The organism is Acetobacter sp. ESL1128, from assembly GCF_058505085.1.
Genome location: NZ_CP196369.1, coordinates 152,941 through 179,405, shown reverse-complemented (window position 1 = coordinate 179,405; position 26,465 = coordinate 152,941). Strand labels below are relative to the sequence as shown.

The 26,465-nt window shown below is 60.0% G+C and carries 24 protein-coding genes; 13 read left to right on the top strand and 11 right to left on the bottom strand.

All coding sequences use genetic code 11. The features are described from left to right. Window positions 1-6 precede the first annotated feature (6 nt). Together nusA and rimP are read right to left on the bottom strand one after the other, a co-directional pair. Window positions 7-1,554 carry a transcription termination factor NusA gene (nusA, locus tag ACSYTG_RS00845; RefSeq protein WP_086646148.1) on the bottom strand — a complete coding sequence of 516 codons (1,548 nt, stop codon included), beginning with the start codon at window positions 1,552-1,554 and terminating at the stop codon, window positions 7-9. Window positions 1,555-1,584: 30 nt separating this feature from the next. Beyond that, window positions 1,585-2,163, bottom strand: a complete 579-nt coding sequence (gene rimP, locus ACSYTG_RS00840) for a ribosome maturation factor RimP (RefSeq protein WP_086646149.1) — start codon at window positions 2,161-2,163, stop codon at window positions 1,585-1,587. 262 nt (window positions 2,164-2,425) lie between these two features. Between rimP and ACSYTG_RS00835 the strand changes: the two genes are divergently transcribed. From ACSYTG_RS00835 to ACSYTG_RS00825, 3 genes are read left to right on the top strand one after another with little or no spacing between them, the layout of a single operon-like run. Then, on the top strand, window positions 2,426-3,013 hold the full coding sequence (locus ACSYTG_RS00835; RefSeq protein WP_086646150.1) for a hypothetical protein: 588 nt from the start codon (window positions 2,426-2,428) through the stop codon (window positions 3,011-3,013). Then, window positions 3,010-4,284: an AAA family ATPase gene (locus ACSYTG_RS00830; RefSeq protein ID WP_489783537.1), complete on the top strand. Its 1,275-nt coding sequence runs from the start codon at window positions 3,010-3,012 to the stop codon at window positions 4,282-4,284. Before ACSYTG_RS00835 ends, ACSYTG_RS00830 begins: the two co-directional genes overlap by 4 nt. 55 nt (window positions 4,285-4,339) lie before the next feature. Continuing rightward, window positions 4,340-5,305, top strand: coding sequence for a hypothetical protein (locus tag ACSYTG_RS00825; protein WP_086646152.1), 966 nt, complete (start codon window positions 4,340-4,342; stop codon window positions 5,303-5,305). A 48-nt stretch (window positions 5,306-5,353) separates the two neighbouring features. On the opposite strand, the gene ACSYTG_RS00820 is transcribed toward ACSYTG_RS00825, so the two are convergent. The 4 genes from ACSYTG_RS00820 to acnA all read right to left on the bottom strand — a co-directional run bounded on the left by ACSYTG_RS00820 (window position 5,354) and on the right by acnA (window position 11,599). Then, window positions 5,354-6,271 (bottom strand): LysR family transcriptional regulator, encoded by a 918-nt coding sequence (locus ACSYTG_RS00820; protein ID WP_086646153.1) that lies wholly within the window; start codon window positions 6,269-6,271, stop codon window positions 5,354-5,356. Between the two features lie 255 nt (window positions 6,272-6,526). After that, window positions 6,527-8,080: an ABC transporter substrate-binding protein/permease gene (locus tag ACSYTG_RS00815; RefSeq protein ID WP_165925695.1), complete on the bottom strand. Its 1,554-nt coding sequence runs from the start codon at window positions 8,078-8,080 to the stop codon at window positions 6,527-6,529. Then, the gene (locus ACSYTG_RS00810; protein WP_086646155.1) at window positions 8,080-8,841 is read right to left on the bottom strand and encodes an amino acid ABC transporter ATP-binding protein; all 762 of its coding nucleotides are present in this window, start codon (window positions 8,839-8,841) and stop codon (window positions 8,080-8,082) included. The genes ACSYTG_RS00815 and ACSYTG_RS00810 overlap by 1 nt, the downstream gene beginning before the upstream one ends. 64 nt (window positions 8,842-8,905) lie before the next feature. Continuing rightward, entirely contained in the window at window positions 8,906-11,599 is a 2,694-nt protein-coding gene (gene acnA / locus ACSYTG_RS00805) for an aconitate hydratase AcnA (RefSeq protein WP_086646156.1), read from the bottom strand. 240 nt (window positions 11,600-11,839) lie between these two features. On the opposite strand from acnA, the gene ccmA reads away from it, so the two are divergent. Together ccmA and ccmB are read left to right on the top strand one after the other, a co-directional pair. Beyond that, window positions 11,840-12,538 (top strand): heme ABC exporter ATP-binding protein CcmA, encoded by a 699-nt coding sequence (gene ccmA / locus ACSYTG_RS00800; RefSeq protein WP_489783533.1) that lies wholly within the window; start codon window positions 11,840-11,842, stop codon window positions 12,536-12,538. Beyond that, entirely contained in the window at window positions 12,535-13,203 is a 669-nt protein-coding gene (gene ccmB / locus ACSYTG_RS00795; protein WP_048854764.1) for a heme exporter protein CcmB, read from the top strand. Before ccmA ends, ccmB begins: the two co-directional genes overlap by 4 nt. Window positions 13,204-13,289: 86 nt before the next feature. Here ccmB and ACSYTG_RS00790 read toward each other — a convergent pair whose 3' ends face one another. Beyond that, complete coding sequence (locus ACSYTG_RS00790; RefSeq protein WP_086646158.1) at window positions 13,290-14,030, bottom strand: YfdX family protein; 741 nt, start codon at window positions 14,028-14,030, stop codon at window positions 13,290-13,292. Between the two features lie 212 nt (window positions 14,031-14,242). Next, the gene (locus ACSYTG_RS00785) at window positions 14,243-15,373 is read right to left on the bottom strand and encodes a type III PLP-dependent enzyme (protein ID WP_086646159.1); all 1,131 of its coding nucleotides are present in this window, start codon (window positions 15,371-15,373) and stop codon (window positions 14,243-14,245) included. A 454-nt stretch (window positions 15,374-15,827) separates the two neighbouring features. On the opposite strand from ACSYTG_RS00785, the gene ACSYTG_RS00780 reads away from it, so the two are divergent. Continuing rightward, window positions 15,828-16,865, top strand: coding sequence for a YihY/virulence factor BrkB family protein (locus ACSYTG_RS00780; protein ID WP_086646160.1), 1,038 nt, complete (start codon window positions 15,828-15,830; stop codon window positions 16,863-16,865). Window positions 16,866-16,911: 46 nt separating this feature from the next. On the opposite strand, the gene ACSYTG_RS00775 is transcribed toward ACSYTG_RS00780, so the two are convergent. Then, window positions 16,912-17,514, bottom strand: coding sequence for a septal ring lytic transglycosylase RlpA family protein (locus ACSYTG_RS00775; RefSeq protein ID WP_165925646.1), 603 nt, complete (start codon window positions 17,512-17,514; stop codon window positions 16,912-16,914). A 244-nt stretch (window positions 17,515-17,758) separates the two neighbouring features. Here ACSYTG_RS00775 and aroQ point away from each other — a divergent pair, with 244 nt between their 5' ends. Genes aroQ through accC form a run of 3 tightly spaced genes read left to right on the top strand, consistent with a single transcriptional unit; the run spans window position 17,759 to window position 20,015 of the window. Further along, entirely contained in the window at window positions 17,759-18,214 is a 456-nt protein-coding gene (gene aroQ / locus ACSYTG_RS00770) for a type II 3-dehydroquinate dehydratase (RefSeq protein ID WP_086646162.1), read from the top strand. After that, on the top strand, window positions 18,211-18,672 hold the full coding sequence (locus tag ACSYTG_RS00765) for an acetyl-CoA carboxylase biotin carboxyl carrier protein (RefSeq protein ID WP_086646163.1): 462 nt from the start codon (window positions 18,211-18,213) through the stop codon (window positions 18,670-18,672). The genes aroQ and ACSYTG_RS00765 overlap by 4 nt, the downstream gene beginning before the upstream one ends. Continuing rightward, complete coding sequence (gene accC / locus ACSYTG_RS00760; RefSeq protein ID WP_086646164.1) at window positions 18,672-20,015, top strand: acetyl-CoA carboxylase biotin carboxylase subunit; 1,344 nt, start codon at window positions 18,672-18,674, stop codon at window positions 20,013-20,015. The genes ACSYTG_RS00765 and accC overlap by 1 nt, the downstream gene beginning before the upstream one ends. 108 nt (window positions 20,016-20,123) lie before the next feature. Here the strand turns inward: accC and ACSYTG_RS00755 are convergent, their stop codons facing one another. Continuing rightward, window positions 20,124-21,623 carry a sugar porter family MFS transporter gene (locus ACSYTG_RS00755; RefSeq protein WP_278740365.1) on the bottom strand — a complete coding sequence of 500 codons (1,500 nt, stop codon included), beginning with the start codon at window positions 21,621-21,623 and terminating at the stop codon, window positions 20,124-20,126. A gap of 479 nt (window positions 21,624-22,102) precedes the next feature. Here ACSYTG_RS00755 and thiC point away from each other — a divergent pair, with 479 nt between their 5' ends. Then, window positions 22,103-23,965 carry a phosphomethylpyrimidine synthase ThiC gene (thiC, locus tag ACSYTG_RS00750; RefSeq protein WP_086646166.1) on the top strand — a complete coding sequence of 621 codons (1,863 nt, stop codon included), beginning with the start codon at window positions 22,103-22,105 and terminating at the stop codon, window positions 23,963-23,965. Window positions 23,966-24,048: 83 nt separating this feature from the next. On the opposite strand, the gene ACSYTG_RS00745 is transcribed toward thiC, so the two are convergent. Beyond that, a complete protein-coding gene (locus ACSYTG_RS00745) occupies window positions 24,049-24,579 on the bottom strand; it encodes a hypothetical protein (protein ID WP_086646167.1) in 531 nt (176 codons plus the stop codon). A gap of 89 nt (window positions 24,580-24,668) precedes the next feature. Between ACSYTG_RS00745 and ACSYTG_RS00740 the strand changes: the two genes are divergently transcribed. Genes ACSYTG_RS00740 through ACSYTG_RS00730 form a run of 3 tightly spaced genes read left to right on the top strand, consistent with a single transcriptional unit; the run spans window position 24,669 to window position 26,418 of the window. Further along, a complete protein-coding gene (locus ACSYTG_RS00740; RefSeq protein ID WP_086646168.1) occupies window positions 24,669-25,013 on the top strand; it encodes a cupredoxin domain-containing protein in 345 nt (114 codons plus the stop codon). A gap of 3 nt (window positions 25,014-25,016) precedes the next feature. Next, window positions 25,017-25,841 carry an FTR1 family iron permease gene (locus ACSYTG_RS00735; RefSeq protein ID WP_086646169.1) on the top strand — a complete coding sequence of 275 codons (825 nt, stop codon included), beginning with the start codon at window positions 25,017-25,019 and terminating at the stop codon, window positions 25,839-25,841. Between the two features lie 55 nt (window positions 25,842-25,896). Continuing rightward, window positions 25,897-26,418, top strand: coding sequence for an iron transporter (locus tag ACSYTG_RS00730; RefSeq protein ID WP_086646170.1), 522 nt, complete (start codon window positions 25,897-25,899; stop codon window positions 26,416-26,418). Window positions 26,419-26,465 lie beyond the last annotated feature (47 nt).

Sequence of the window (26,465 nt, the reverse complement as noted above, 5' to 3'; positions counted from 1 at the left end):
AAGGCCTCAGACGCCTGCCCCGCCTTCTGGCGTGGAGGAAGGGGTTGCACCCTCTTCACCCTCAAACCAGTGCGCACGCGCTGCCATGATGATCTCATTGGCGGCGTCTTCTTCTATGGCATCTGACCCCAGAATTTCGACCAGCTCATCGCCAGCCAGGTCACCAAGGTCGTCCAGAGTTTTTACACCCTTTTCGCCCAGAGTCACAAGCATCTGGTTGGTGAACACACCCATATTTGCAATATCGTCGGTAACACCAAGCTCCTGACGGCGCTCATCCAGCTTTTCTTCCTGCCGGACAAGGTGGCCTTCGGCGCGCTGGACCAGTTCTTGCACCACCGATTCGTCAAAGCCTTCAATGCCCACCAGTTCATCGGGGTCGGCAAAAGCCAGCTCCTCGATGCTGTGGTAGCCTTCGGTCACCAGCAGGCCAGCAATCACGTCATCCACGTCAAGCGCTTCAACAAACTGGCCGCTACGACGGCGGAATTCTTCCTGACGGCGTTCGGATTCTTCCGCTTCGGTCAGGATGTCAATGTCCCAGCGCGTCAGCTGGCTGGCCAGACGCACGTTCTGCCCGCGCCGACCAATGGCGAGGGAGAGCTGGTCATCCGGCACCACAACTTCAACGCGCCCGGCTTCCTCGTCCATCACCACCTTGCTGACTTCAGCCGGAGCCAGAGCGTTGACCACAAAGGTTGCAGCCTGCGGGCTCCAGGGGATAATGTCGATTTTTTCGCCCTGCAATTCGGCCACAACAGCCTGCACGCGCGAGCCGCGCATACCAACGCAGGCCCCGACCGGGTCAATGGAGGCATCGCGCGAGATCACGGCCATTTTGGCGCGGGAGCCGGGGTCACGGGCCACGGCCTTGATTTCGATGATCCCGTCGTAAATTTCGGGCACTTCCTGCGCAAACAGCTTGGCCAGGAAGGCCGGATGCGTGCGGGACAGGAAAACCTGCGGGCCGCGCGGTTCATCACGCACATCATAGATGTAGGCGCGCACGCGGTCGGAGTTACGGAATGTCTCACGCGGGATCAGCTCATCGCGGCGCAGCAGCGCTTCGGCGGAGCCAATTTCAACCAGCAGGTTGCCGTATTCGGTCCGTTTGACGGTGCCGTTGACGATTTCGCCTACGCGGTCCTTGAACTCGTTGTACTGGCGTTTGCGTTCGTATTCACGCACGCGCTGCACAATAACCTGTTTGGCGGTCTGGGCCGCAATACGCCCGAAGTCGATCGGGGGCAGCGGGTCAATCAGATATTCGCCAACCTGAATTTCGGGGCGGAACTTGCGGGCAATGGAGAGGGCGATCTGTGCGTCCTCGTTCTCCACCTGATCCACAACTTCCGTCCAGCGGGAGAGGCGAACCTCGCCCGAGCGGCGGTCGATTGTGGCGCGAATGTCCTTTTCGTGCCCGTATTTGGCGCGGCCAGCCTTCTGGATGGCCTGCTCCATGGCCTCCAGAACCTCTTCACGGTCAATGCCCTTTTCGCGTGAAACAGCGTCTGCCACCAGCAGCAGTTCAGGACGGGAAACGGAGGTATCCATGCTCTCAGCTCTCCAAAACAGGCAGCTTTATCAATGCACCTTGGAAGCAGGCGGCTCTTTTTTGCCATCCTGCTCCACACCTGCATCCGATGCAGGCTGTACCATACGGGCGCTGTCTTCAATCAGCGCATCGGTCAGCACCAGTCGCGCCTTGCGGATTTCGGCCAGTGGCAGAGCCACTTCCGTGCCGTCATCCAGGCGCATACGGGCCACTGTTCCATCAGACCCCAGAGAAATACCGGCAAAACGACGCCGCCCTTCAATGGGGACCAGAACTTCTGCCTTGGCCTGATGCCCTGCAAAGCGGGTCCAGTCCTTGGCGCGTGTGAGCGGGCGGTCGATTCCGGCGGAGGACACTTCCAGCGTCCATGCCCCCGGAATGGGGTCTTCCACGTCCAGCACAGCGCCTACAGCGTGGCTGATTCGCTCACAATCTTCAACATTGATCAACATTCCGTCTGCGCGGTCAGCCATGATCTGCACCGTAGGGCGCTCACGCCCAAGCACTGCCACGCGCACGATTTCGTACCCCATTTCCTCTACGGCAGGGGCAATCAGTGCGAGCAGGCGGCCTTCAAGGCCGGAATGGGCAGAAATATCTTTGTCCAAAGCAAAAAAGGCGGCCCTTCTAAGGCCACCCCCCGAAACGTCATTCAAATTGAGAAGGATGATGCTTTATCTAGTGCACAAAGGCACAGACTGCAAGGGCAGAAACCACAGCCCCCCTGTTTGTGCGCGATGGACCATAAAAAATAAATTATGGCTGGACCAGTTTTGCACATTGCGCCAACCCACAGACATGCTTTTATTGCTTTGGCTGCGACATATCTGCAACGCTCCACTACCCAAGGCAAGGAGACTGACCGTTATCATGCAGAACAAGCCGGACCCGGCATGGCAGCCGCAGCCCCAGACGGCTGAAAAACCCTCCAATCTGCGGCTCGGGCTTATTGGTATGGCGGCCTGCGTGCTTATGGCAGGGGCCGGGCTGCACTTTTATGGTGCGGGCAAAAACACCTCCGGCCCGGCTGTGGGCGCCGAGTCCGTTACTGGTGACGACTCCCAGCGCATGGGGCTGCCCCTGAATGTAATTGCCCCGCAGAATGCGGCGCAGGCACTGGCAGGCTCCAGCTTTTCCGCCCAGCAGCAGGCGGATATTCTGGCCGCGGTCAAACGGCGGGATGTGCGGCTGGTGGCCATGCCGGTCTATGATGCCACCGGGGCTGGCGGCATGATTACCCTTGTCTGTGGCCCATGGCAGCAAAGTGTCGGGCTTACGGCCAAGCCCACAACGGTTATCCTGCCCATAAGTGTGAGCGGGCATGTTGAAGTTATTCCTGCAGCGCCACCCGGCCCCGCGGGAATTGGCAGTGGTGCCATAACGGCCTTTGGCCCCATGCCCCTGCCCGTTCTTTATAAACAGGGGGATACCCTTGCACTTACGGTGATTGCGCAATGAAGGGTCTGCTCCCCGCATTAAACCGGCTGATGCCGCTGATGATGGTGATTTTTCTGGTGCTCGCCAGCATCCAGATCGCGCTCAGCCTGCATCTTTCCCTGCATTCCGTGGCCCATGTGCTGCAATGGTGTGCATCTGCCTGGTCTGTTCTGGCGGCATCCGGCCTTGTGCTGAGTGTTGCGGGACTGCTGTTTGAAACTCGGGCCGAACATCTGGCCCGCAAAGGGCTACTACGCCGACGGGGATTCATCATGGACGTTCTTGCCAGACTGACCAATCGCGCCGAACTGGAAGAAATGCTTGCGCGTGAACAGCGCGAAACCACCATAGACGCCGAGGAACTGGCCGCAAACCTGCGTGCCCGCGTGATCGGGCAGGACCAGGTGTGCGAGGATATTGCCGTCCAGCTCCGTCGCCGCCTGGCGCTACAGGTGCGTGGCAAACCGGTTGGCATCTTTTTGCTCGCCGGGCCTCCGGGCACGGGCAAAACCTATCTGGCCAAGCAGATGGCCCGCCAGCTCGAACGCCCCCTGCTGCATTTTGACATGACGCAGATGAGCAGCCCCCACGCCGCCACCCAGCTTTTTGGCTCGCCCAAAGGCTATGTCGGCTCGGACACCTACGGCAAGCTGACCGGCGGGCTGAAGGAAAAGCCCGATGCCGTGGTGCTGCTGGACGAAATTGAAAAAGCCCACCCCGATGTGTTCAAGAAGTTCCTGACCGCATGGAACGACGGCCACATTACCGAGGCCTCCACCGGGCAGCAGATTTCCACCGTGCGGGCCATTTTTGTGCTGACCTCCAACATTGCCACCGATGCCCTGACCGAAATTGCCGACCGCCTGCATGATGACCCCGACCGCATGCGTGCCGAATCGGTCGAGGCCCTGCGCCAGGCTGGCTTTGCCTCCGAAGTACTGAACCGTCTGGACCGTATTTTTGTCTTCCGCACCCTGCGTGGGCTGGATATTGCCCGTGTTGGCGCGCTGGAAATTGAAGCCATGATCGAAGGCTACGGCCTGAAGGTGGAAACCAGCGGGATTGACGCCTCCCTGCTGCTGGATGTGATGCGCCGCCAGAGCCGTATGGGGGATGCCGCCTCCGCGCGTGATCTGGTCCGCTCTATTGAGGACATGATCAGCGAGTCCCTTATTATTGCCCGCCAGCAGGGGGCTACCATGGTCCGGCTGGTCAAGGAGGACGACGGCACGGTTGTCGCCAAAGTGGCCGACAACCGTGATGACGGGCTGCATGCCCGCCTGACCCCCTGACCGCCTGCCCCGGCAAGCCACCCTCCAACGCCGCCCACATAACCAAGGCTACCGCATGACCGCTTTTACCCGCCTGTGGCACCGTGCCCCGTTATGGCGCACCGCACTGATAACCGCAGGCGTGTGCGGCACACTGTCCGTTCTGTTCCCCGCACCTTGGCTAGCCTCCAGCGTGCCGGGCTATGGCGCGCTCAGCAGCAGGATTCGGCACATGCTCCCCTCCTCCCTCGGCGGCACCGAGGCGAGCGATGCCCTGCACCCCGATGAGGACCAGCGCACGGTTTCCATCCCCCCCATGGATGCACAGTTTGAAGGCTCGGTTGTTTTTGCCGGGCGGCAGCTTCCCCTGCCTGCGGGCAAATGGCACCCGGTTGTGAACTTTCAGGATGATGTGGCGCACGGGGAAGTGCTGACAACCCTGTATGTCCGCTCCGCTCAGGGCATTGTAACCGGGCTGATTATTGCGCAGGCCACCACGCAGTCCCTGCCCATTGCCGCCATGAGCATGATTGAAGCGCAATGCCACAGCTCCTTCAACTTCATGAACGAAGCCGCTCCGCAGGATGGCAACCGCAGCGAATGCTGGATGACCACCCCCATACGGGTAGTGAACAACCTGTTCCTGACGTCCAACGAACCGCTGCAGACACTCCTGAGTGACCAGATGTACATCCCACCCGCCGTGCAGCGCCTGACCATCATGGGTTTTGACCTGCCCCCCATTCTGGTCGATGCAGGCTGGAATCTGGTGGAAAAAAGCAAATCCGGCACGGGTGTGGATTTTATGAGCGTGCATACGCTGCTCAGCCCGGCAGAAGCAGGAGCCCGCCGCGTTCCGGGCGCGCCGGAGAACTGGTCCCGCGCGGGGATGTCCGACTCGGCAGCGGTCACGGATTTTGTACAGCGCACCAACACCTGGCTACGCGGCTGGGTGCCAACGCTCCTACGTGGGTTTGAGAACAAGCTGCCCCAGAACGCCCCGCCCTCGACAGAGGCCATTGACCCGGCTTTTCACGGCTAGGTCGGGCAGGCCCGGAGCAACCGTCTGGGCCGCCCCTTTTATTCCCCCTTACAGAACGGGGGATAAAAGCCCGCCATCACGCAGCAGGTCGGCTGAAACCTCGACCAGAAAATCCATGACCGTGCGGGTCCGCAACGGCAGGGTGCGTGGGCCGGTATGCACGGCATAAAAAGGCAGGCCGGGAATGTTCCAGTCCGCAAACAGGCGGACCAGACGGCCACTGGCCACTGCATCCCGCACCTGAAAAGCCGGAAGCAGGCCAACACCAATACCGGCTTCCACCGCGTACATTACGGCTTCGCTGCTATTGGCACGGAACACAGCGGCAGGGGCAATAACGCTTTCTTCCCCATCCCGCTCAAAGTTCCAGTCCAGACGGCTGGAACCGTAATTATACACAACGCCGGGGTATTCCGTGAGCGCGCGGGGGTGCTCTGGCATGTTATGGCGTTGCAGGCAGGCGGGGGACGCCACCAGCCACTTATGCACCAGCCCCAGCTTGCGGGCGATGAGCGTGCCCTCAGCAATTTCGCCCACACGCACGGCCAGATCCAGCCCTTCTTCCACCAGATCCCCAAACGAGTCGCGCATGACCACTTCCACCGACAGGTCGGGGTGGCGGTCCAGCAGCTCGCCCATTCTGCGGGTCAGGCACAGGCCAAAGGCCGTGGTCACCCCCAGACGCACAAGACCGGAGACCGAAGCACGCCTGCGGCCCAGAACGGTTTCTGCCGTTTCCAGTATTTCCAGCACTTCATAGGCATGGGGGAGCAGGCTGCGACCGTCCTCGGTCATGGTCAGGCTGCGGGTTGTACGCGCAAACAGCGTGGTGCCGTAATGCGCCTCCAGCAAGGCAATATGGCGCGAAATTGTAGGCTGGCTGACCCCTGTCTCGCGCGAGACAGCGGAAAATGAGCCTGTAGCGGCAACACGCACAAAACTGTGAAGTGCGGAAAGAAGATCCATGGAGGTCGGCACCGTTTCCTGTGTAGGCGGCTAGCCTTCTCCAGTGCTGCCGACAACAACAGGTGAGACAGTTCAGAGTGTGCCGAAAATCTGGGCTCCAACCATCCCGCCCTGTAACCAGCATGCTGTGTCAGGCTACGAGCTTATCACCTTCCCTATTGCAGCAAGGTTAGGTTGGATACAACATAGACAGAACAAGAAGCGGCCATGCCTATAGCGCATTAAAGCTATAGGCATGGCCGCAGCCCCGCAGCCTTAACGGCGGCGGGTATGGGGCATGGCAAGGCGTTTTTCCGCCAGACGAGCCAGACGCACAAAGGGCAGACCCAGCAGCAGGTAGGCCGCACCCACCATGAGCCCCGTGCCAAAATAGTCAAAATAGGCAGAGGACAGGCGGATATAGGTCTGTGTCAGTTCTGTCAGGGTGATCACGCTGACCAGAGACGAATCCTTGAGCAGGGAGATAAAGTCGTTGGTCATGACCGGCATAACCAGCCTGAACGCCTGCGGCACCAGCACATAACGCAGGGCCTGCGGGTGGGTCATGTTCAGGGCAAGGGCTGCTTCCATCTGCCCATGGGCCACCGATTGCAGACCGGCGCGGTAGTTTTCTGCCTCGTATGCCGCATAGTTCAGCCCAAGGCTGACCACACCGGCCACAAAGGGGGACATGCTGATACCAAATTCAGGCAGGCCATAAAAAATGAACAGCACCTGAATAAGCAGCGGCGTGCCGCGCACAATCTCCACATAGGTTGCAGCCAGCCATGCCAGCGGGCGCGGGCCATACAGGCGCAGCAGCGCAAGCCCAAGCCCCAGTGCAACCGCAACAACCATGGCGCACAGCGAGACCAGCAGGGTCAGCCCCGCCGCCCGGACCAGCTGGGGCACAAACCCGGCATAGCGTTCAAGCTTGACGCGCAACCCGCCCTTGCCCTGCAACTCGGCCACATAGTTGTTCCATGCTGCGGGGGTTACGTTGGGCTGGGTGTGGTCGTTGGTGAGCTGCGCCATTTCTGGCGTCCACAGGTCCCAGCGTGTCAGGATATGGTGCAGGCTGCCGTCCTGCTGCATGACCTGCAATGCTGCGTTCACCCGTTCGCGCAGTTCCGTGTTCTGGCCTTTGGCAAAGGCAATACCGTACTGCACCCGGCCAATGGGTTCGCCTACAATATGCAGGTCTGGGTTGGTATCCCCATAATATTTGGCAATGGGGCCGTCGATCAGGATGGCATCCGTGCGCCCATTGACCAGATCCATGAAGGCATCTGTTTCTTCATCATAGGTGCTCAGGGATATTTTGGTGTTGTTGGTCAGCATACGCTCGGCCTGCGTATCCTTGATTGTACCAACCTTGTGCCCTTCAAGGTCTGCCAGCGTAGTAAACTGCTTGCCCTTGCGGCGCACCACCAGCCGTTCGGAGGTCACGTAATAGGGGATGCTGAAGTCAATGCCTTCAGCATGTTCATCGGTCATCTCGATCCCGCAGATGACCATGTCGTACAGGCCACGTTGCAGGCCGGGAATAAGCCCGTCCCAGTCGTTGTTGATGAAGTCCAGCGGCGCGCCCATATGGCGGCTGAGTTCCTGCATCAGGTCATATTCAAAGCCCGTCAGCTTGTTCTGGTCTTTGAGGTCATGGAACGTGTAGGGCACATCGGCCGAGGAATCGGCGGCCCAGTGGAACGGCTTGCTCTGCGCGTGGGCAGCCGGGGCGGCGCCGGGGGCGGCTGCCAGCACCAGCAGCGCTGCAAACAGGCCAGACAGGACGCCCAGCAGGCGGCGAGGGCGGGGCTGTGCGGTGTTCATCACAGGACGGTCCTCATAAAGCGGCGGGTCTGTTCATGTTCGGGGTTCACGCACAGGACTTCTGGCGGGCCAGCCTCAATCACATGCCCGCCATCCATGTACACCACCGTATCGGACGCGACTTCGGCAAAGCGCATGTCATGGGTCACGATAATCTGGGTCATGCCCTCATCATCAAGTGTGCGCATGACGTTAAGCACCTCCTCGGCCACAATGGGGTCCAGGGCGGAGGTGGGTTCGTCGTACAGCATGATCTCGGGCCGCATGGCCAGAGCGCGGGCAATGGCCGCACGCTGCTGCTGACCGCCAGAGAGCGAGACAGGGTAACGCTGCGCCACCTTGGCCAGCCCCACTTTTTCCAGCAGGGCCATGGCCTCTTCCCGGTCGGCTTCGGCGTTACCGCCTTTGACCACGCGGGGGGCCAGCATCACGTTATCCAGCACGCTCAGGTGCGGAAACAGATTAAAACTCTGGAACACCATGCCCACATGGGTCCGCAGCCGATGGGCCATATGCTCATCCGCGCTCCGCCACGGGCCACCATTGCGCGCAATGGTCACCCCCATGGCCGTTACCGTGCCACGGTCGGGTATTTCCAGAAAATTGAGACACCGCAGGAAGGTGGATTTACCGCAGCCCGAAGGACCGATGATAGACACCAGCTCCCCCTTGCGGACCTGCATGGACACGCCACACAGGACTTCCCCCTCGCCAAAGTCCTTGTGCAACTGTTCCGCACTCAGAACTACGGGGTCATTCATAGAAAAAGCCGACCCGGTTTGCACCGGGCCGGCATTAAGACGTTCACCTTGAACGGATGGGTTCTCAGGCAGCTTTCGTCATCCCTCGCAAGACGTACTGAAGGATGCCACCATGCCTATAATACTCTACCTCGTCCAGAGTATCGACCCGGCAAAGCAGCGGTACTTCCTGCTTGGAACCGTCATTTCTTGTAATTGTCATAATCACGTCCATACGGGGCGTGAGTTTGTCAATTCCGGAAATGCTGATCACTTCATCCCCCTTCAGACCCAGGGTCTGGCGGGTTGTGCCTTCCTTGAACAGCAGAGGCAGAACGCCCATGCCCACAAGGTTGGAACGGTGGATACGTTCAAAGCTTTCCGCGATCACGGCCTTGACGCCCAGCAGCAGGGTGCCTTTGGCAGCCCAGTCGCGCGAGGAGCCCATGCCGTATTCCTTGCCACCGAACACAACCAGCGGCACGCCCGCTTCCTTGTATTCCATGGCCACGTCGTAAATCGCGCCTTCCTTGCCGTCGGGGTAATGCTTGGAATAGCCCCCTTCGGTGCCCGGCACCATTTCGTTCTTGATACGGATGTTGGCGAACGTGCCGCGCACCATCACCCGGTCATTCCCGCGGCGGGACCCGTAGGAGTTGAAGTCCTTGGGTTCCACACCGTGTTCGATCAGGTAGCGGCCAGCAGGGCTGTCCTTTTTGATGGAACCAGCGGGGGAGATATGGTCGGTGGTGATGTTGTCACCCAGCAGGGCAAGAATACGCGCACCGCTGATGTTGCCCGGAGCCGTGGGCTCAACCGCCATGTTCTTGAAGTACGGGGGGTCCTGCACGTAGGTAGACTTGGGGTCCCACTTGTAGGTTTCGGACCCGGTGGCAACCTTGAGGCCCTGCCATTCCTTGGTGCCCTTGCCCACGTTGGCGTAGCGTTTGATGAACTCTTCGCGCGTGATGGACGAGGCGATCAGGTCGGCAATTTCCTTGTTGGAAGGCCAGATGTCCTTCAGGTACACCGGCTTGCCATCCTTGGAAGTACCAAGCTGGGCTGTGGTAATGTCCTGCCGCATGGTGCCCAGAAGCGAGTAGGCAACCACCAGCGGCGGGCTGGCAAGGTAGTTGGCGCGCACGTTGGGGGAAATACGCCCCTCAAAGTTACGGTTGCCGGACAGGACGGAAACAGCAACCAGGTTGTTGTTTTCAATCGCGTCCACAATGTTGCCGGGCAGCGGGCCGGAGTTGCCGATGCAGGTGGTGCAGCCGTAACCAACCGTGTTGAAGCCCATGGCGTCCAGGTCTGCGGTCAGGTTGGAGCGGTTGAGGTAGTCGGTCACAACCTGCGAGCCGGGTGCGAGCGAGGTCTTGACCCACGGCTTGGGGGTCAGGCCCAGAGCGCGTGCCTTGCGGGCCACCAGACCAGCAGCAATCAGCACCGCCGGGTTGGAGGTGTTGGTGCACGAGGTAATGGCCGCAATGACCACATCGCCACTGCCCAGCTCGTAATTGGTGCCAGCGACCGGAACCTTCTTGTTGGCTTCGGCTGCGGGAACACCAAGGGAGGAGGTCAGTTCTTTTTCAAACGCGGTGGTGGCGCTCTTCAGTTCCACGCGGTCCTGCGGACGCTTGGGGCCAGCCAGAGACGGCACAACCGTGCTCAGGTCCAGTTCCAGCACATCCGTAAACACGGGTTCGGGCGTTTTTTCGGTGCGGAACATATCCTGCGCCTGCAGGTATTCCTTGACCAGTTTAATGCGGTGTTCGTCGCGGCCGGTCTGGCGCAGGAAGTCCAGCGTCAGTTCGTCCACGGGGAAGAAGCCGCAGGTTGCGCCGTATTCGGGGGCCATGTTGGCAATAGTGGCACGGTCGGCAACGGGCAGGTGGTCCAGAGCCGGGCCAAAGAATTCCACAAACTTGCCAACAACGCCCTTTTTACGGAGCATCTGGGTTACGGTCAGCACCAGATCGGTGGCCGTAGCCCCTTCGGGCAGCTTGCCAATCAGCTTGAAGCCGATCACATCGGGGATAAGCATGGCAATGGGCTGGCCCAGCATGGCAGCTTCGGCCTCGATCCCGCCAACACCCCAGCCCAGAACGCCCAGACCGTTGATCATGGTCGTGTGGCTGTCCGTGCCGTAAAGCGAATCGGGGTACACGTAGTCCTTGCCACCCACGTTGGCGGTCCATGCCACCTGCGCGATGTATTCAAGGTTCACCTGATGACAGATACCCGTATCAGGCGGCACCACGGAGAAGTTCTCGAACGCTTCCTGGCCCCAGCGCAGGAAGGCATAGCGTTCCGCGTTGCGCTCGAACTCAAGGGTGATGTTTTCCTGCAGGGCTTCATCGGTCCCGGCAAAGTCCACCATCACGGAGTGGTCGATCACAAGGTTGACCGGCACCAGCGGGTTGACCTTCTGCGGGTCGCCCTTGAGGTTAACAATACCGTCGCGCATGGCTGCAAGGTCCACAACGCCGGGAACACCCGTGAAGTCCTGCATGAGAATGCGGGAGGGCTTGAAGGGCACTTCCTTGGTGCTGCTGCCTTTGGGCAACCAGCCAGCAATGGATTTTGCATCTTCCACGCTGTAGGAGCGCGCATCTTCAAACCGAAGGATGTTCTCCAGCAGAACCTTGAGCGAAACCGGCAGGCGGCTTACGTCGCCAATGGTTTTTGCCGCTTCGGGAATGGAAAAATAGTGGTAGGTCTTGCCGTCAACCTCAAGGGTGCGGCCTGTTTTGAGTGAGTCGTGGCCAACCGATTTCATCGTCGCTTTCTCCCCGATCACAGCCGATGGCTGGTGATGCGTTCAGGACACCGTTGTGTTCCGTATTGTTCCGCACGGCGTTGCGTGCGTGTCCGCTCTTCGGACAACCGGCTTGATATCCCGTTGGGGCTAGAACATACCGGCACTAATAAAAGGCACAAGCGGGGGAGTGACCACGACCGCGCGAGCAATCCCGCTTTTTGTGTGATTACGGTAACAAAAAGGAGAAGTCCCATCTCCGTGAGCCAGTCTGAACCCCGTGCCAGCGCCCCATCTGGCCCCCCTGCCCCCACCGGTACGGTGCTGGAGGCGGACTCCCTTTGCGTGTTCCGCGGGGACCGTCTGGTGCTCGACGGCGTAAGCCTGACCCTGCATGCGGGGGACGCCATGCTGCTGACCGGCCCCAACGGCGCGGGCAAATCCACCCTGCTGCGTGTGCTGGCCGGGCTACGCAAACCGGATTCGGGGCAACTGACATGGAATGGCCAGTCCATTTTTGATGACCGCGCCGCCCATGCGGAGCGCGTGGCCTATATTGGCCACCAGGACGCACTAAAACCCGGCCTGAGCGTGAGCGAAAACCTGCACCTGTTCACCCGCCCCGGCGCAGATCTGAACGATGCACTGGAGGCCATGGATCTGTGCGCGCTGGCCGACCTGCCCGCGCGCCTGCTTTCTGCCGGGCAGAAGCGCCGCACCGCCCTTGCCCGCGTGCTGCTGGCCCAAGCACCGCTCTGGCTGCTGGACGAGCCGAGTCTGGGGCTGGATTCGGCCGCCATAACCCTGCTGGGCCGTGCCATGGCCACCCACCGTGCGCGAGGCGGAATCCTGATCGCGACAACCCATGTTCCCCTGCCGCTGGACAACACCTGCGCACTGGACCTGCCCGGTGCCGCCGACCCCCGCCCCTTTGGCGCGTTTGAGGGAGACTACGCATGAACCGGCTGTTCTGGGGCATTGTCATGCGGGACCTGCGGCTGGCCCTGCGCCACGGGGCGGACACGCTGGGGGCCGTGCTGTTTTTTGTGGTAACGGCAACACTGTTCCCGCTGGCTCTTGGCCCCTCGCCCGAACTTTTGCGCCATATGGCACCGGGCATTATCTGGGTCTGTGCCCTGCTGGCCGCCCTTTTGCCGCTGGACCGCCTGTTTGGCGCGGAGCTGGAAGATGGCTCTCTGGACCAGCTGCTCCTGCTTGGCCTGCCGCCCGCACTGGTGGCACTGGCCAAGATAACCGCCCACTGGCTGACAACCGGCGTGCCGCTGCTGCTGGCTGCGGTTCCGCTTGCGGTCATGCTGGGGCTGCCCTCCTCCGCCCTGCCGGTGCTGCTGGGGGGGCTGTTTTTGGGGTCTGTCGTGCTCTCGCTTATCGGGGGAATGGGCGCATCCATTGTGCTGGGCGCGCGGCGGGGTGGCGTGCTGCTCCCACTGCTGACCCTGCCGCTGGCCACACCCGCCCTTATTTTTGGCGCGGCCGCCATAGATGCGGCCTCCAACGGCCTGCCCTGGCAGCCAGACCTTGAACTGCTGGGGGCATTTGTTGCAGGCACGCTCCCGCTCTGCCCCCTTGCCGCAGGAGCGGGGTTACGCGCAGCAGCGGAGTAAGCCACACCACAAAAAAGGGGGGCGGCCATTGTGTGGCCGCCCCCCTTTTTTTGAACCCGTCCGGCAAAGCGGACCGGCCTGTCTGCTTATTTTGCCGGAGCAGCCGCCGGGGCTGCGGGGGCCGGTGCGGCCTTGGCATTGGTGGCCGGGTTGGACACGGCCTGAATATCCACCGAGGCATAACGCACGGCTTCCTGCGCATCACGCAGGGCTTCGCTGGCCTTGTAGGGGTCTTTGCCAATCAGCTTGGCTGCGCGGGCCACGTCCTGCGTCACCTGATCCAGCGGCACGGCCGCAATAACGTAATCCGCATCCACGCTGGTCACGCGCAGCACTTCAGCCGCACGGGCCGGATTACCGGATTTGAGGTGCCGGTTGGCAGCCGCCACAACAGCGGTTTTTTCCGATGTTTCCTCGGCATTGGCGTTCAGTACCAGCTCGCCATCAATTGGCAGCCATGCCACCTGCTGCGTTGTGGGCGCATTGGGGCGGGGGCGGGACTGGCCGGTTTTGCTCGGCATCAGTTCGGCAGCGGCTTTCTGGAAGGCGGTGTTATCCGAGCGGGCCGTGGCCAGTGCCTGCTGGGCGTTGGCAATAAGGGCCTTGGCCCCGGCCAGATCGCCATCAAAAATGGCGTTCCGTGCGAGGGTCAGATATTCGAACGCCATGCTGCCATCATCGGAAAGACGGCTAAAATCCTGCGTAGCTGCGGACTGTGCAACCGTGCCGGACGCGGCGGCACCAGACTGTGCCTGCTGTGCATACAAAGGTGTTGCAACAGCCGTTGCCACCAGAACCGTACCCAGCAGCATACCCATTCGTGTCATGATAACTCCCTTTATCCAGCCCCCTGATCATGGGCCTGTATCTGGGGCAATGTTTAAGCGCATCGGGGCGTCTGCAAAGGGCTGCACGCACAATACAGGGCTGTCTTTACGGCAGGGGGTAGGCATAAAAGAAAAACCCCTCCCCCACCGGGCCAGCACAGCCCGGCGGAGGAAGGGGAAAACCGCTTGCAAACACCCCGTAAGGCGTGCGCTCAGATGTAGTATTCGCTCAGGGGAGCAAAGCCATTAAAGCGGGTGGAGCAGTAGGTGGAAACATAAGCCCCCGTCCCCAGCAGGTCGATCAGTTCGCCCGAGCACAGGTCCAGCGGCAGGTCGTAGTGGCTTTTTTCGTACAGAATATCCGCCCCGTCGCAGGTTGGCCCCGCCAGCGCCACCGGCCCCGTGGGGGAACCATCGCGCGCGGTGCGAATAGCGTAGCGAATGGATTCGCCTTCCGTTTCCGCCAGACCACCAAAGCGCCCGATGTCCAGGTACACCCAGCGTGGCCCGTCCTGCCGACCGCGTGCGCTCACCAGCACCACCTCGGTATGCACAACGCCTGCTTCGCCCACAATAAAGCGGCCCGGCTCAACCAGCATTTCGGGCAACGCATTGCCAAAATGCTCGGTCATGGCGCGGCAGATCGCCCCGGCAAAATGGTCGATCTCGGGCACATCCTCACGGTAACGGATGGGGAAGCCCCCACCGAGGTTGATCATGCGCAGGTCCAGCCCGGCATCGCTCAGGTCCGTAAACAGGCTGGCCACGCGGGCAATGGCGGCTTCGTAAGCCTCGGCCGAAAGCTGCTGCGACCCGACATGGAAGGACAGGCCATACGGGTCCAGCCCCAGCTTGCGGGCTTCAAGCATCAGGTCCCGGGCGGATTCGACCGTGGTGCCAAACTTGCGTGAGAGCGGCCATTCCGCATCGTAATTGTCCACCAGCAGGCGGCAGTACACGCGGCTGCCCGGTGCGTGCTGGGCAATTTTTTCCAGCTCTTCGCGGCAGTCGAACACGAACATGCGCACGCCAGCCTTGTAGGCTGCCTGAATGGCCGACACTTTTTTAACCGTGTTGCCAAAGGAAATGGCTTCGGGGTCCGCCCCTGCCTCCAGGCAGAGGGAGACTTCCTCCCAGGATGCGGCATCAAAGCAGGAGCCAAGCCCGACCAGACGGGTCAGGATAGGCATGGCCGGGTTGGCCTTGACGGCATAGTAAATGCGCGCGAGCGGCAGGGCTTTGCCCAGCGCGCGATAACGGGCTTCCACCTGGTCAACATCGACGACAAGGCAGGGCGTTGCCGGTTTTTGCTCGGCAAGAAAACGGGTGATTTTGGGATTCATGTCCCCACTCCCCCAGTATCAGGCTCCCCCGCCTGTACAGCGGGGAAGGACGTTGCGAAACGGTCTAACGGACCAGCGAAAGGCAGACCTGCAAAGAGGTCCCGATTAGCCAGAACGCTTGACGTCGTTGCGTAACCTCAGAGGGCCAGTGGCACGTGCGTTGCTGCGTAGGGGCGTGCATATGCGGCCAAACCGACACAAGCGCAAGTAAAAAATCCAGATAAAACAAAAAAACTTGGCATCTCCCCCCAACCCCCGATAAGACTTGGAAACATTACGGTTGCTTCACGCTTTTCCACTGCTTTTTTCATGCAAAGTCTTTGTGCGCCCCATTGTGAAGTAAACCTTACCAGGCTCCACAACCGGCCCCCCGCTGGCCGAATCCATGGTGCGCACGTGGAGCGCCCGATACCGCAATCGGGCCGGACCACAGATCAAGGATTTTTCTGGATTCATGCAGGCTCTCTGGCAGTCGGACCGTTCCCCGCTCCCCCACCGTACCGGGAGTGCTCCCGTGCAGGTCGCCAAGCTGCGTTTTGCCAGCCCGTGGGCCATGTGCCGCAAAGACTGGCGGACCATTGTCTCCAACACGTTCAAGAACCTTGTGTTCGGGCCGACCACGCTGGTGGCAGCAGGGTGTGCATTCTATACCACCCTCTCATTGTTCCCCGCCATTAGCGCCATGATCTCCATTTACGGGCTGGTGTTTGACGTGCAGACCGTGGCCCCACAGATGGATATTCTGCGCAACCTGCTGCCCCCCAGCGCCTTCAACCTGCTCTATGACCGGGTGCAGACACTGGTGGCCGAGCCCCCGTCCTCCCTGACCGTAAACCTGATCATCTCGCTCTCGGTTGCGTTGTGGTCTGCCTCGGCTGCCACGCGCTCCATTCTGTCGGCCTTAAACATTGCCTACAACACGCGTGAGAACCGGAATTTTCTGGTTTTCCAGGCCACTGCCTTTGCCATGACCCTGTCTGGTATTCTGGGGGCTGTGCTCACACTGGCCCTGCTGGTGGCCATGCCGCTGTTTTTAACGCTGCCTGCCATCCTGCATATTCCCACCCCGCCCGGTTCCATTGAGTTTCTGGCACGGTGGAGCGGACCGGTGGTCATGTTTACGTTTGAAACACTGGCCCTGTCGGCCCTGTACCGCTTTGGGCCGGACCGCAAGCGGCATACGCAATGGCGCTGGGTGCTGCCCGGTGCGCTGGCCTCCACCATTACGTGGATCATGGCTTCGCTCGGGTTCTCATACTACGTGGCGCATCTGGCCAGCTACAACGCGACCTACGGGCCACTGGGCGCGTTTATTGCCATCATGATGTGGTTTTTTGTCACCGCATGGGTGGTGCTGATGGGGGCGGAACTGAACGCCCAGATGGAAGGCTATGCCCTAGGGCTTATTCACCCGCCTGAAACCGATTCCATGCTGGCCAGCAAACCCGCAACCCCCACGGACTGCCCGCAGGCACCACGCGCAGACCTGTAATCAGGCTGCGCGCCCGGCCCGAGCGGGGCAATAAAGTGCTTGTTATTTACGGGTGACCAAAGCGCTTGCGCTGGAGGTGCAGCGGACGCCCACGTTTGCCAGACTGCGGCTTGGGTGGTGCGCTCAGGGCTGGGGCTGTGCCCACTTCGGGGGCGGCGGCCACTTCTTCAGGCGTTGCAGCCTGCACACTCACATGCGCCACGCCAGAGTTCAGCATGCCAATCTGCGCGGCAGCGGCCTGCGAAAGATCAATAATCCGCCCATGGCTGTAAGGCCCGCGGTCATTGACCGTGACCACAACAGAGCGGCCGGTCTCTTCCGATGTCACAAGCAGTTTGCTGCCAAGGGGGGCCGTGGGATGGGCGGCGGTCAGGCGGTTCTTGTCAAACCTTGTGCCAGAGGATGTACGCCGCAGGTGCTGGCGTGCGCCATACCAGCTTGCCATCCCTTTTTGGGAAACCTTGTGGCCCGAGGCAGAGTCAGTATCGGTCACGTCCTGCGCGTCGCGCGCGGCAAGGGCTTTATGCACGGACTCGGCCCATGCAGTGCCGCTTGGTGCTTCCGCCGTGGCCGCGTGGGCTGCGGGGAGCGCGAACAAAGAGGTTGTGACAAACACACTTCCAAGAAGTGCCCGGCGCAGGGCTGACATCCGCCTGTTAACTCCGTTCCCGTGATAGACCATTCCCTAATGGGCGCTTTAGCAGCCCAAAGGCAACCTTTTTCAACCACCACTACGGGTAGCCCACCCTGTATTGCCCACCCGCGTGGCAAAAATATGACGCACCCTGCCCCCCTGCAGCCAAGGCAAAATGTAGGGTCGGGGGGTATGGGACCACTTTTCGTGCCGCTTTCTCTTGGATACGCGGGCGCATCGTGCTACGGCCCCGTCTGTCATGGAAAGACCTCTCATTGCTGTGCTGAACGGCCCCAACCTGAACATGCTTGGCCAGCGCCAGCCCGAAGTGTACGGGCGGGCAACGCTGGACGACGTGGAACAGCTGTGCCTACAGACCGCCGAAAAGCTGGGACTGGCCATAGACTTCCGCCAGACCAACATTGAAGGCGAGCTGATCTCCTGGGTGCAGGAGTGCCGCAGGCGGGCCAAAGGCATTATTATCAATCCCGCAGGTTATACCCATACTTCCATCGCCCTGCTGGATGCACTGCTGGCTACGGACCTGCCGGTAATTGAGGTCCATATCTCCAACATTCACCGCCGCGAGCCATTCCGCCACCACTCCTACGTTTCGCGCGCCGCCAGCGGCGTTATCTGCGGGCTGGGTGTTGGCGGGTATTCTCTGGCCTTGCAGGCAATGACTGATCTTATTCTGGATGAGGATGACCAATGAGCGGACTGCTCGTGGACGCGGATGCCATTCGGGCTCTGGCCGAAATTCTGACTGAAACCGGACTGACCGAAATTGAGGTGTCTGAAAAAGACCGCCGCATTCGCGTGGCCCGTGCCCCCGCAACCGTGCAGGCAGCAGCCCCCGCGCCGGTGGCCCCTGTAGCCCCCGTGGCCGCAGCCCCCGCAGTGGTGGAAAGTGCCGCCCCGGCTGACCTTTCCCGCCATCCCGGTGCGGTGCCCAGCCCCATGGTGGGCGTGGCCTACCTGACGCCCGACCCCTCCTCCCCCCCGTTTGCAAGCGAAGGGCAGATCGTGACCGCAGGGCAGACCCTGATGCTGATTGAAGCGATGAAGACCTTCAACCAGATCAAGGCTCCCAAGGGCGGCACGCTCAAGGCCATTCTGGTTGCTTCGGGCGACCCGGTCGAATTTGGCCAGCCACTCGCCATTATCGAGTAATGTTCTCCAAGATCCTTATCGCCAACCGTGGCGAGATCGCCCTGCGTATCCTGCGCGCCTGCCGGGAACTCGGGATCAAAACCGTGGCGGTCCACTCCACCGCTGATGCCGATGCCATGCATGTGCGTCTGGCGGATGAGGCTGTGTGCATTGGCCCCGCCTCCTCGCGCGATTCGTACCTGAATGTGGCGGCCATCCTGTCCGCTGCGACCATAACCGGGGCGGAAGCCATTCACCCCGGCTACGGCTTCCTGTCCGAAAACGCGGATTTTGCCGAAACGGTGGAAGCCCACGGTCTGGTCTTTATTGGCCCCACGGCGGAACATATCCGCATGATGGGTGACAAGATTACCGCCAAGACCACCATGCTCGCTCTTGGCGTGCCACTGGTCCCCGGCTCGGACGGGGAACTGGCCAACCTTGAAGAAGCGCACGAAGTGGCCAGCCGCGTTGGCTACCCCGTGCTGATCAAGGCTGCCGCCGGTGGTGGTGGACGCGGCATGAAGGTTGCCCACTCCGCCGATGAACTGTCCGATGCATGGAGCATGGCCCGCACCGAAGCGCGCGCAGCGTTTGGCAACGATGCGGTGTACATGGAAAAATACATGGACCGCCCGCGCCATATCGAGCTCCAGATTCTGGGCGATAACTATGGCAACGTGGTCCATTTTGGTGAGCGTGACTGCTCGCTCCAGCGCCGCCACCAGAAGGTGCTGGAAGAGGCAGGCTCCCCCGCCATTTCCGCCGAACAGCGTGATGCCATTGGCCGCACGGCAACCGAAGCGCTCTCGCGCATGGGCTACCGTAACGCGGGCACGCTGGAGTTCCTGTACCAGGATGGGCAGTTCTGCTTTATTGAAATGAACACCCGCCTCCAGGTCGAACACCCCATTACCGAAATGGTGTGCGATGTGGACCTGGTGCGCGAGCAGATCCGCCTGGCAGCAGGCGAAAAGCTTGGTTACACGCAGGCAGATGTCACATTCTCCGGCCATGCCATTGAATGCCGCATTAACGCCGAAGACCCCACCACCTTTGCCCCCTGCCCCGGCACTGTGGCTGTGTATCACCCCCCCGGTGGTCTGGGTGTGCGGGTGGATAGCGCGCTCTATACCGGCTACCGCGTGCCCCCGTACTATGACAGCATGATTGCCAAGCTGATCGTCCATGCCCCCACGCGCGCGCAGGCCATTGCCCGCATGCAGCGCGCACTGGACGAGTTTGTGGTGGAAGGGATTAAAACCGTTATTCCGCTCCACCGCGCCATTCTGGAAGACCCCGGTTTTCAGAGCGGGGATTACACCATTCACTGGCTGGAACAGTTTATGGCGCGCACGCACTAAGCCGCCATAACCTGAACAGCTTATGCAAAAAGGCCGGTCCAGAGTATGGACCGGCCTTTTTTGTTAGGCCCCCACCGGCTTATGGCGGGGGCAAGGTTAAAGCACTTTTCAGGCCGGGCTGCTGGCCTGCTGGATGGGGGCGGGAGCAGCGTCCTCCTCCACCTCATACTGGGGGATGGCGTAGTTGTTCTCGGCCCGTGGCACAAACTCACCATCACGCAGGGCCATCTCAATATCCTCCAGCGTGGCCCCACTGGTTTCGGGCACGCAGAAGTAAACAAAAACAACCGATGCCAGATTAACCGCGGCGTAAATCCACATGGTTCCACCAAGGGAAACCAGCTGGACCAGCGAGAGCGCTGTTGCCGTCACCAGCAGATCGGCCCCCCACAGCACGGCGGCGTGCAGGCTGGTGGCAACCGCGCGCATGGGCAGGGGGAACAGCTCCGCCCCAAGCAGCCAGCCCACGACCTGAATACCGCCAGAGTTGAACACCATGAACAGCAGCAGGAATACAACGATCATCCAGCTCCCGACACTGCCCTTATCGGGGTGCAGGGCAAACATGATGCCAAGCCCGATAAGGCTGAGCACGGACCCCGGCCCCATGATCAGCACCAGACGGCGGCGGCCAATACGGTCCACAAACAGGCAGCCCAGCAGGGTCATGACCAGATAGACCATGGCAACGCCAAGGCTGGTCAGCAGAGCTGATGAGCTATTAAACCCGGCATCCGAAAGGAAGGTAGGGGTATAGTAGATCATCATCTCCAGCCCACCGGCCTGCGTAAAGAACGCAATACCCAGTGCCGCCACCAGTGCCGGACGCACCCAAGGCAGACGCAGGCCTTTCCAGCCCCGTTCATCCTCATCCATGCCCAGCACGTTCTTGCGGATTTCGCTGATCTCACGCTGGATAACCTTGCGCGATGTACGCACACGCCCAAGCTGCTTGACAGCAGAAACCATGCCCTCGTTCTCGGCCACCCAGCGGGGGCTTTTGGGCAGGAAGAACATGCTCACGAACACCACAGCCGCAGGAATGGCGGCAATGGCGATCATCGGCCGCCAGCCCCATGCGTCCCGCATGGTAAAGCCCACAAGGTTGGCCATGAAAATGCCAATGCCGATGGCCACGTTGAACAGGGTTACCAGATTACCGCGCTTGGCCGCGGGGGCGAGTTCCGAAATATAGGTCGGCACCACCTGCGTGGACCCACCGACCGCAAAGCCAAGGAACACGCGGTCGATCACCAGCATGGTCACGCTTGAGGCATAGGAACAAGCAATGGCCCCCAGCACGAACACCGCCGTAACCAGCATGACCGAAATCCGGCGTCCGTACCGCTCGGAAAACCAGGAAACCCCAACAGCCCCAATGACCGCCCCGACCAGAATGGCCGAAGTTACCATTTCTTCCTGTACGGAGGTTAAGTGGAAGTCCTTGGTAATAAGGAGAAGTGCGCCGGAAATAATTCCCGTGTCGTATCCGTAAAGACCGCCGCATATGGCAGACACAAATGCCGCTATCCACAAGACGTAATGAGCACGTGGGGATATTTCGAGATTTTTTACCGCATCAAGCGTTTTATTTCTTTCTGTCTGCATGACACAATCATGACATACTCGAAAAAACTTGCATATCTTACTAATTTCTATTTATTATAGTAATTGGGATGTTGCATGCCATCTGCCAAACGTGTGGCAAAAGCAGCGCTTTACAGCCGCCCCAGCCCCCATTTCTTTTATGCATTCCCCGTGTTTGTCCCCCGCATTGAGTCACATATTGGTGTAAATGCTTGACACAGGCACACCTCTGGCTATCTGCTTGCACATAACCAAGGGGGGTTCCGGGCCAAGGAACTGAGAGGCCACTTTTTGCACTGCGTCCATCGCAGGGCACCGTGGCGACCCTGCCGCCAGCAACATAGGGTTCTGGCGGGGAACCTGATCCGGCTCATACCGGCGGAGGGACTGGTGCCTGTTAAGGAACAAACGCCCCGCCAACCTGTGCGTGGCGTTGCCAGCAGTGGTCGCGCTCCTTATTGACGGGCCTGTCCTCCTCGCGCCTGAGGAGACTTTGAAGCATGTCTGCCACCACCACACAGCCCACACAGGGCGGCAACCCCAAACCGGCCAACACGGCTGCTCCAGCCCCCGGGCAGGTCACCACTGGCCCTATCCGCGGGTCACGCAAGGTGTATTCCAGCCCCGACGGGCACCCCGACATCCGCGTGCCGTTCCGTGAAATCGCACTCGACCCGGCTGCCAACGAGCCGCCCCTGCGGGTGTACGATACGTCCGGCCCCTACACGGACCACACCGCCAAAATTGATGTGCGCACGGGCCTGCCCAAGCTGCGCAGCGCATGGCTTGCCAAACGCAGCCTGACCGCCACAACCCCGCGCAGCATCCGCCCGGAAGACAACGGCGGGGCCGAGGGCAGCTATCTGGTCCAGCCCTGCCCGGCCCCGCACACAGTGCTCAAGGGTGCTGAGGGCAAACCCGTTACCCAGTATGAATTTGCCAAAGCCGGGATCATTACCGAGGAAATGATCTATGTGGCACACCGCGAAAATCTGGGTCGCCAGAAGGCGCTGGACGAAGCGGCCGCACAGCTCAAGGACGGCAACTCCTTTAACGCTGCCCTGCCCGAGTTTGTGACCCCTGAATTCGTGCGGGAAGAAATTGCACGTGGCCGCGCCATTATTCCGGCCAACATCAACCACCCCGAGCTTGAACCGGTCGTGATCGGACGCAACTTTCTGGTCAAGGTCAACGCCAATATCGGCAATTCGGCCATTACCTCCTCCGCAGCCGATGAAGTGGAAAAACTGGTCTGGTCCATCCGCTGGGGTGCCGATACGGTCATGGACCTGTCCACGGGCCGCAATATTCACAACATCCGCGACTGGATCCTGCGTAACGCCCCCACCCCCATTGGCACGGTGCCGCTGTATCAGGCGCTGGAAAAAGTGGGCGGGGATGTCAGCAAACTGAACTGGGAGGTCTTCCGCGATACGCTGATCGAGCAGGCCGAACAGGGCGTGGACTACTTTACCATTCATGCCGGTGTGCGCCTGCAACACGTACCGCTGACCGCCAACCGCGTAACGGGCATTGTCTCACGCGGCGGCTCCATCATGGCGAGCTGGTGCCTGAACGGCCACCGCGAGAGCTTTCTGTACGAACATTTTGAAGACATCTGCGACATCATGCGTGCGTATGACGTGTCCTTCTCGCTCGGTGATGGCCTGCGTCCGGGCAGCATTGCCGATGCCAACGATGCCGCACAGTTTGCCGAGTTGGAAACACTGGGCGAACTGACCAAGATTGCATGGGCCAAAGGCTGTCAGGTCATGATCGAAGGGCCGGGCCATGTGCCCATGCACAAGATCAAGGAGAACATGGACAAGCAGCTGCGCGAATGTGACGAAGCCCCGTTCTACACGCTTGGCCCGTTAACAACGGACATTGCCCCCGGTTACGACCACATTACCTCGGCCATTGGGGCGGCCATGATCGGCTGGTTTGGCACATCCATGCTCTGTTACGTCACCCCCAAGGAGCATCTGGGTCTGCCCGACCGGAATGATGTTAAAACCGGGGTGATCACCTACCGCATTGCCGCCCATGCGGCTGATCTGGCCAAAGGGCACCCGGGAGCCAAGCTGCGGGATGATGCCCTGAGCCGCGCGCGCTTTTCCTTCCGTTGGGAGGACCAGTTCAACCTCTCGCTCGACCCCGATACGGCCTGCGCGTACCATGATGAAACCATGCCGCGCGATGCGCACAAGACGGCGCATTTCTGCTCCATGTGCGGCCCCAAGTTCTGCTCCATGCGGATCAGCCAGGACCTGAAGGAAGATGCCGCGCGCCTTGCAGGCATTGAACAGAAGAATGAGGAGTTCCGGCAGGCGGGCGGCAAGGTGTATGTTGCCGCCGAATAATGAATACCGGCGTATAACTGCCTGAATATTTATAAATATGGAGAATAGGCTTGCCTGTTCTCCATATTTTTTAACCGCACCCGTTAAAAATAATGCCGCAGGAATACCTTGGGTGCGCTCTCTGTATTAAGGCACGAGAACACGATCACCACCACCCAGACCAGACAGGCGGAAAAGCAAAACACCTTGCACCACAAGGAAACTTTTTCGTCCCGCCCCTTCATGATCGGCCAGTACAGGGCCTTATGGCCGTACCATTCCAGCAGCCCAGACACAACCAGCGCCAAAAGCTTGGGCGTAATATAGGCGCGTGCGCCAATATGCACCGGATCGTAAAAAAACAGGGCAAAGCCCGTAAGCATGGCTATGGCATAGCTAATATGCAAAGGACGCAGCATAAAGCGCGAAAGCCTGACCAGTGCATCCCTGTCCATCTGCTGGACAACAGCAAGCGCGAACAGCAACTCCATGCCAAAAAACCCGGCCATGCTCAGAATATGCAGCATTCTGACCAGATAATGCACCGGCTGGAACCAGAAATGGAACGTCCGGCTATCGAGCGCCATAAGCAGGTCGGTTGGCAGACGCATAAAAGCCAGAGGATGATTCGACATGAGCTTACAATTCACCGATCGGTATAAACATTGACTTTAATAATGATTCTCACTAACCCAAACAGTCAAGACAAGCGGAGAATCAGAAAATGAAACGGCTTTTTGCGGCCCTCCCCCTTTTAACCGGGATGTATCTTTTTCCTCCCGTACAGGCTCAGGCGCAAACCGTTTTCCACCTTACACTCAAAGATCATCATTTTGAACCTGATCATCTGAGCGTGCCTGCTGGTGAACGGTTTATCATTGAACTGGAAAACCAGGACAGCACGACAGACGAGCTTGAGAGCTATGACATGAAATTTGAAAAAATTATTGTCCCCGGCTCAAAAATTCGTGTCCATGCAGGCCCCCTGCACCCCGGACAATATACTTTTTTTGATGACTATCACCCCGATCAGGCCAAGGGAACAGTCACAGCAGAAGCAAAGCCGTAAACCATGCTTGGCAGTCTGATCATTGTTTTCCGTGAAGTTATAGAAGCCGGTCTGGTTGTTGGCATTGTTCTTGCAGCTACGCGGGGCATTGCCGGGCGCGGCTGGTGGGTGGCTGGCGGTGTAGCCGCAGGTGTAGCCGGCGCCGCCATTGCCGCAGCCTTTGCCGGTGCGCTCTCCACCGCATTTTCAGGCAACGGGCAGGACATTTTTTCCGCCGCCATTCTGTGCCTGGCCGTGCTCATGCTCTCCTGGCATGTCATCTGGATGGCCAAGCACGGGCGCGAGCTCGCACAGCAAATGCAGCAGATGGGTGCTGCCGTCTCCTCCGGCAGCCGTTCCCTTGGAGCCATGGCAACCGTGGTCGCCGTAGCCGTGCTGCGCGAGGGGATGGAAGTTGTCCTGTTCCTGTACGGTATTGCCGTATCCACCCATGTTGGCGCGTTTTCCCTGCTCAGCGGTGGCCTGCTGGGCGTTCTGGGTGGTGCTGCCCTGTCTTACGCCCTGTATCGCGGGCTGATCATTATTCCCTTGCGGCATCTTTTTGCCGTTACCAATATTCTGGTCTCCCTTCTGGCGGCTGGCATGGCCTCTCAGGCCGCGGCCCTGCTCGCATCGGATGACCTGATTCCGGCACTGGGTTACGACATCTGGGATACATCCTGGCTGTTGTCCGATGGCAGCCTTGCTGGCCGCACGGCCAAAGCCCTTGCCGGTTACACCGACAGGCCAACAGGGATCCAGATTCTGGTCTGGGGTCTGACCCTTGTATGCCTGCTGGTAACAGAACGCTTTGTGCGCACCCGCCCACACCCCTCCCCCTCACCATAAAACCCCACTTTTTCAACCCTGTGCCTTGAGGCACTTCTGATCATAGAGACCTGAAATGAAGCGTTGTATCAAAGCTTTTTCCGTTCTGACCGCCATTTCCGCCGCCTATGCCGCACCGGCCATGGCGCGTGAATACCCCGTTGGTGGCCCCGTGCAGGCCCATGATATGGAAATTGCCGCCAACTACCTGATTGGTGTGGAAATGGCCCCCATGCCCAAAGACATGGCCATGGGTGCAGACACCATCCATCTGGAAACCGACGTGCATGCAACTGCTGATAACCCCTGGGGTTTTGCCGATGGTGCATGGATCCCCTACATTGGCGTGGACTACACGCTGACCAAAAAAGGGTCCAACTGGAAAAATGAAGGCATTCTGCACGCCATGACTGCAAAAGATGGTGCGCACTACGCCAACAATGTCAAAATGGATGGCCCAGGCACCTATACGGTTGTGTTCCGCTACAGCTCGCCCGAAACCAACGGCTTCCTGCACCACACAGACAAGGAAACCGGTACACCGGGCTTTTGGGCACCGTTTACCGAAACCTTTACGTTTAACTACCCCCAGAAGTAATCTTTTCTGATTTCTGGTGAAAAGGGCAGGGATTGTGCCAAATCCCT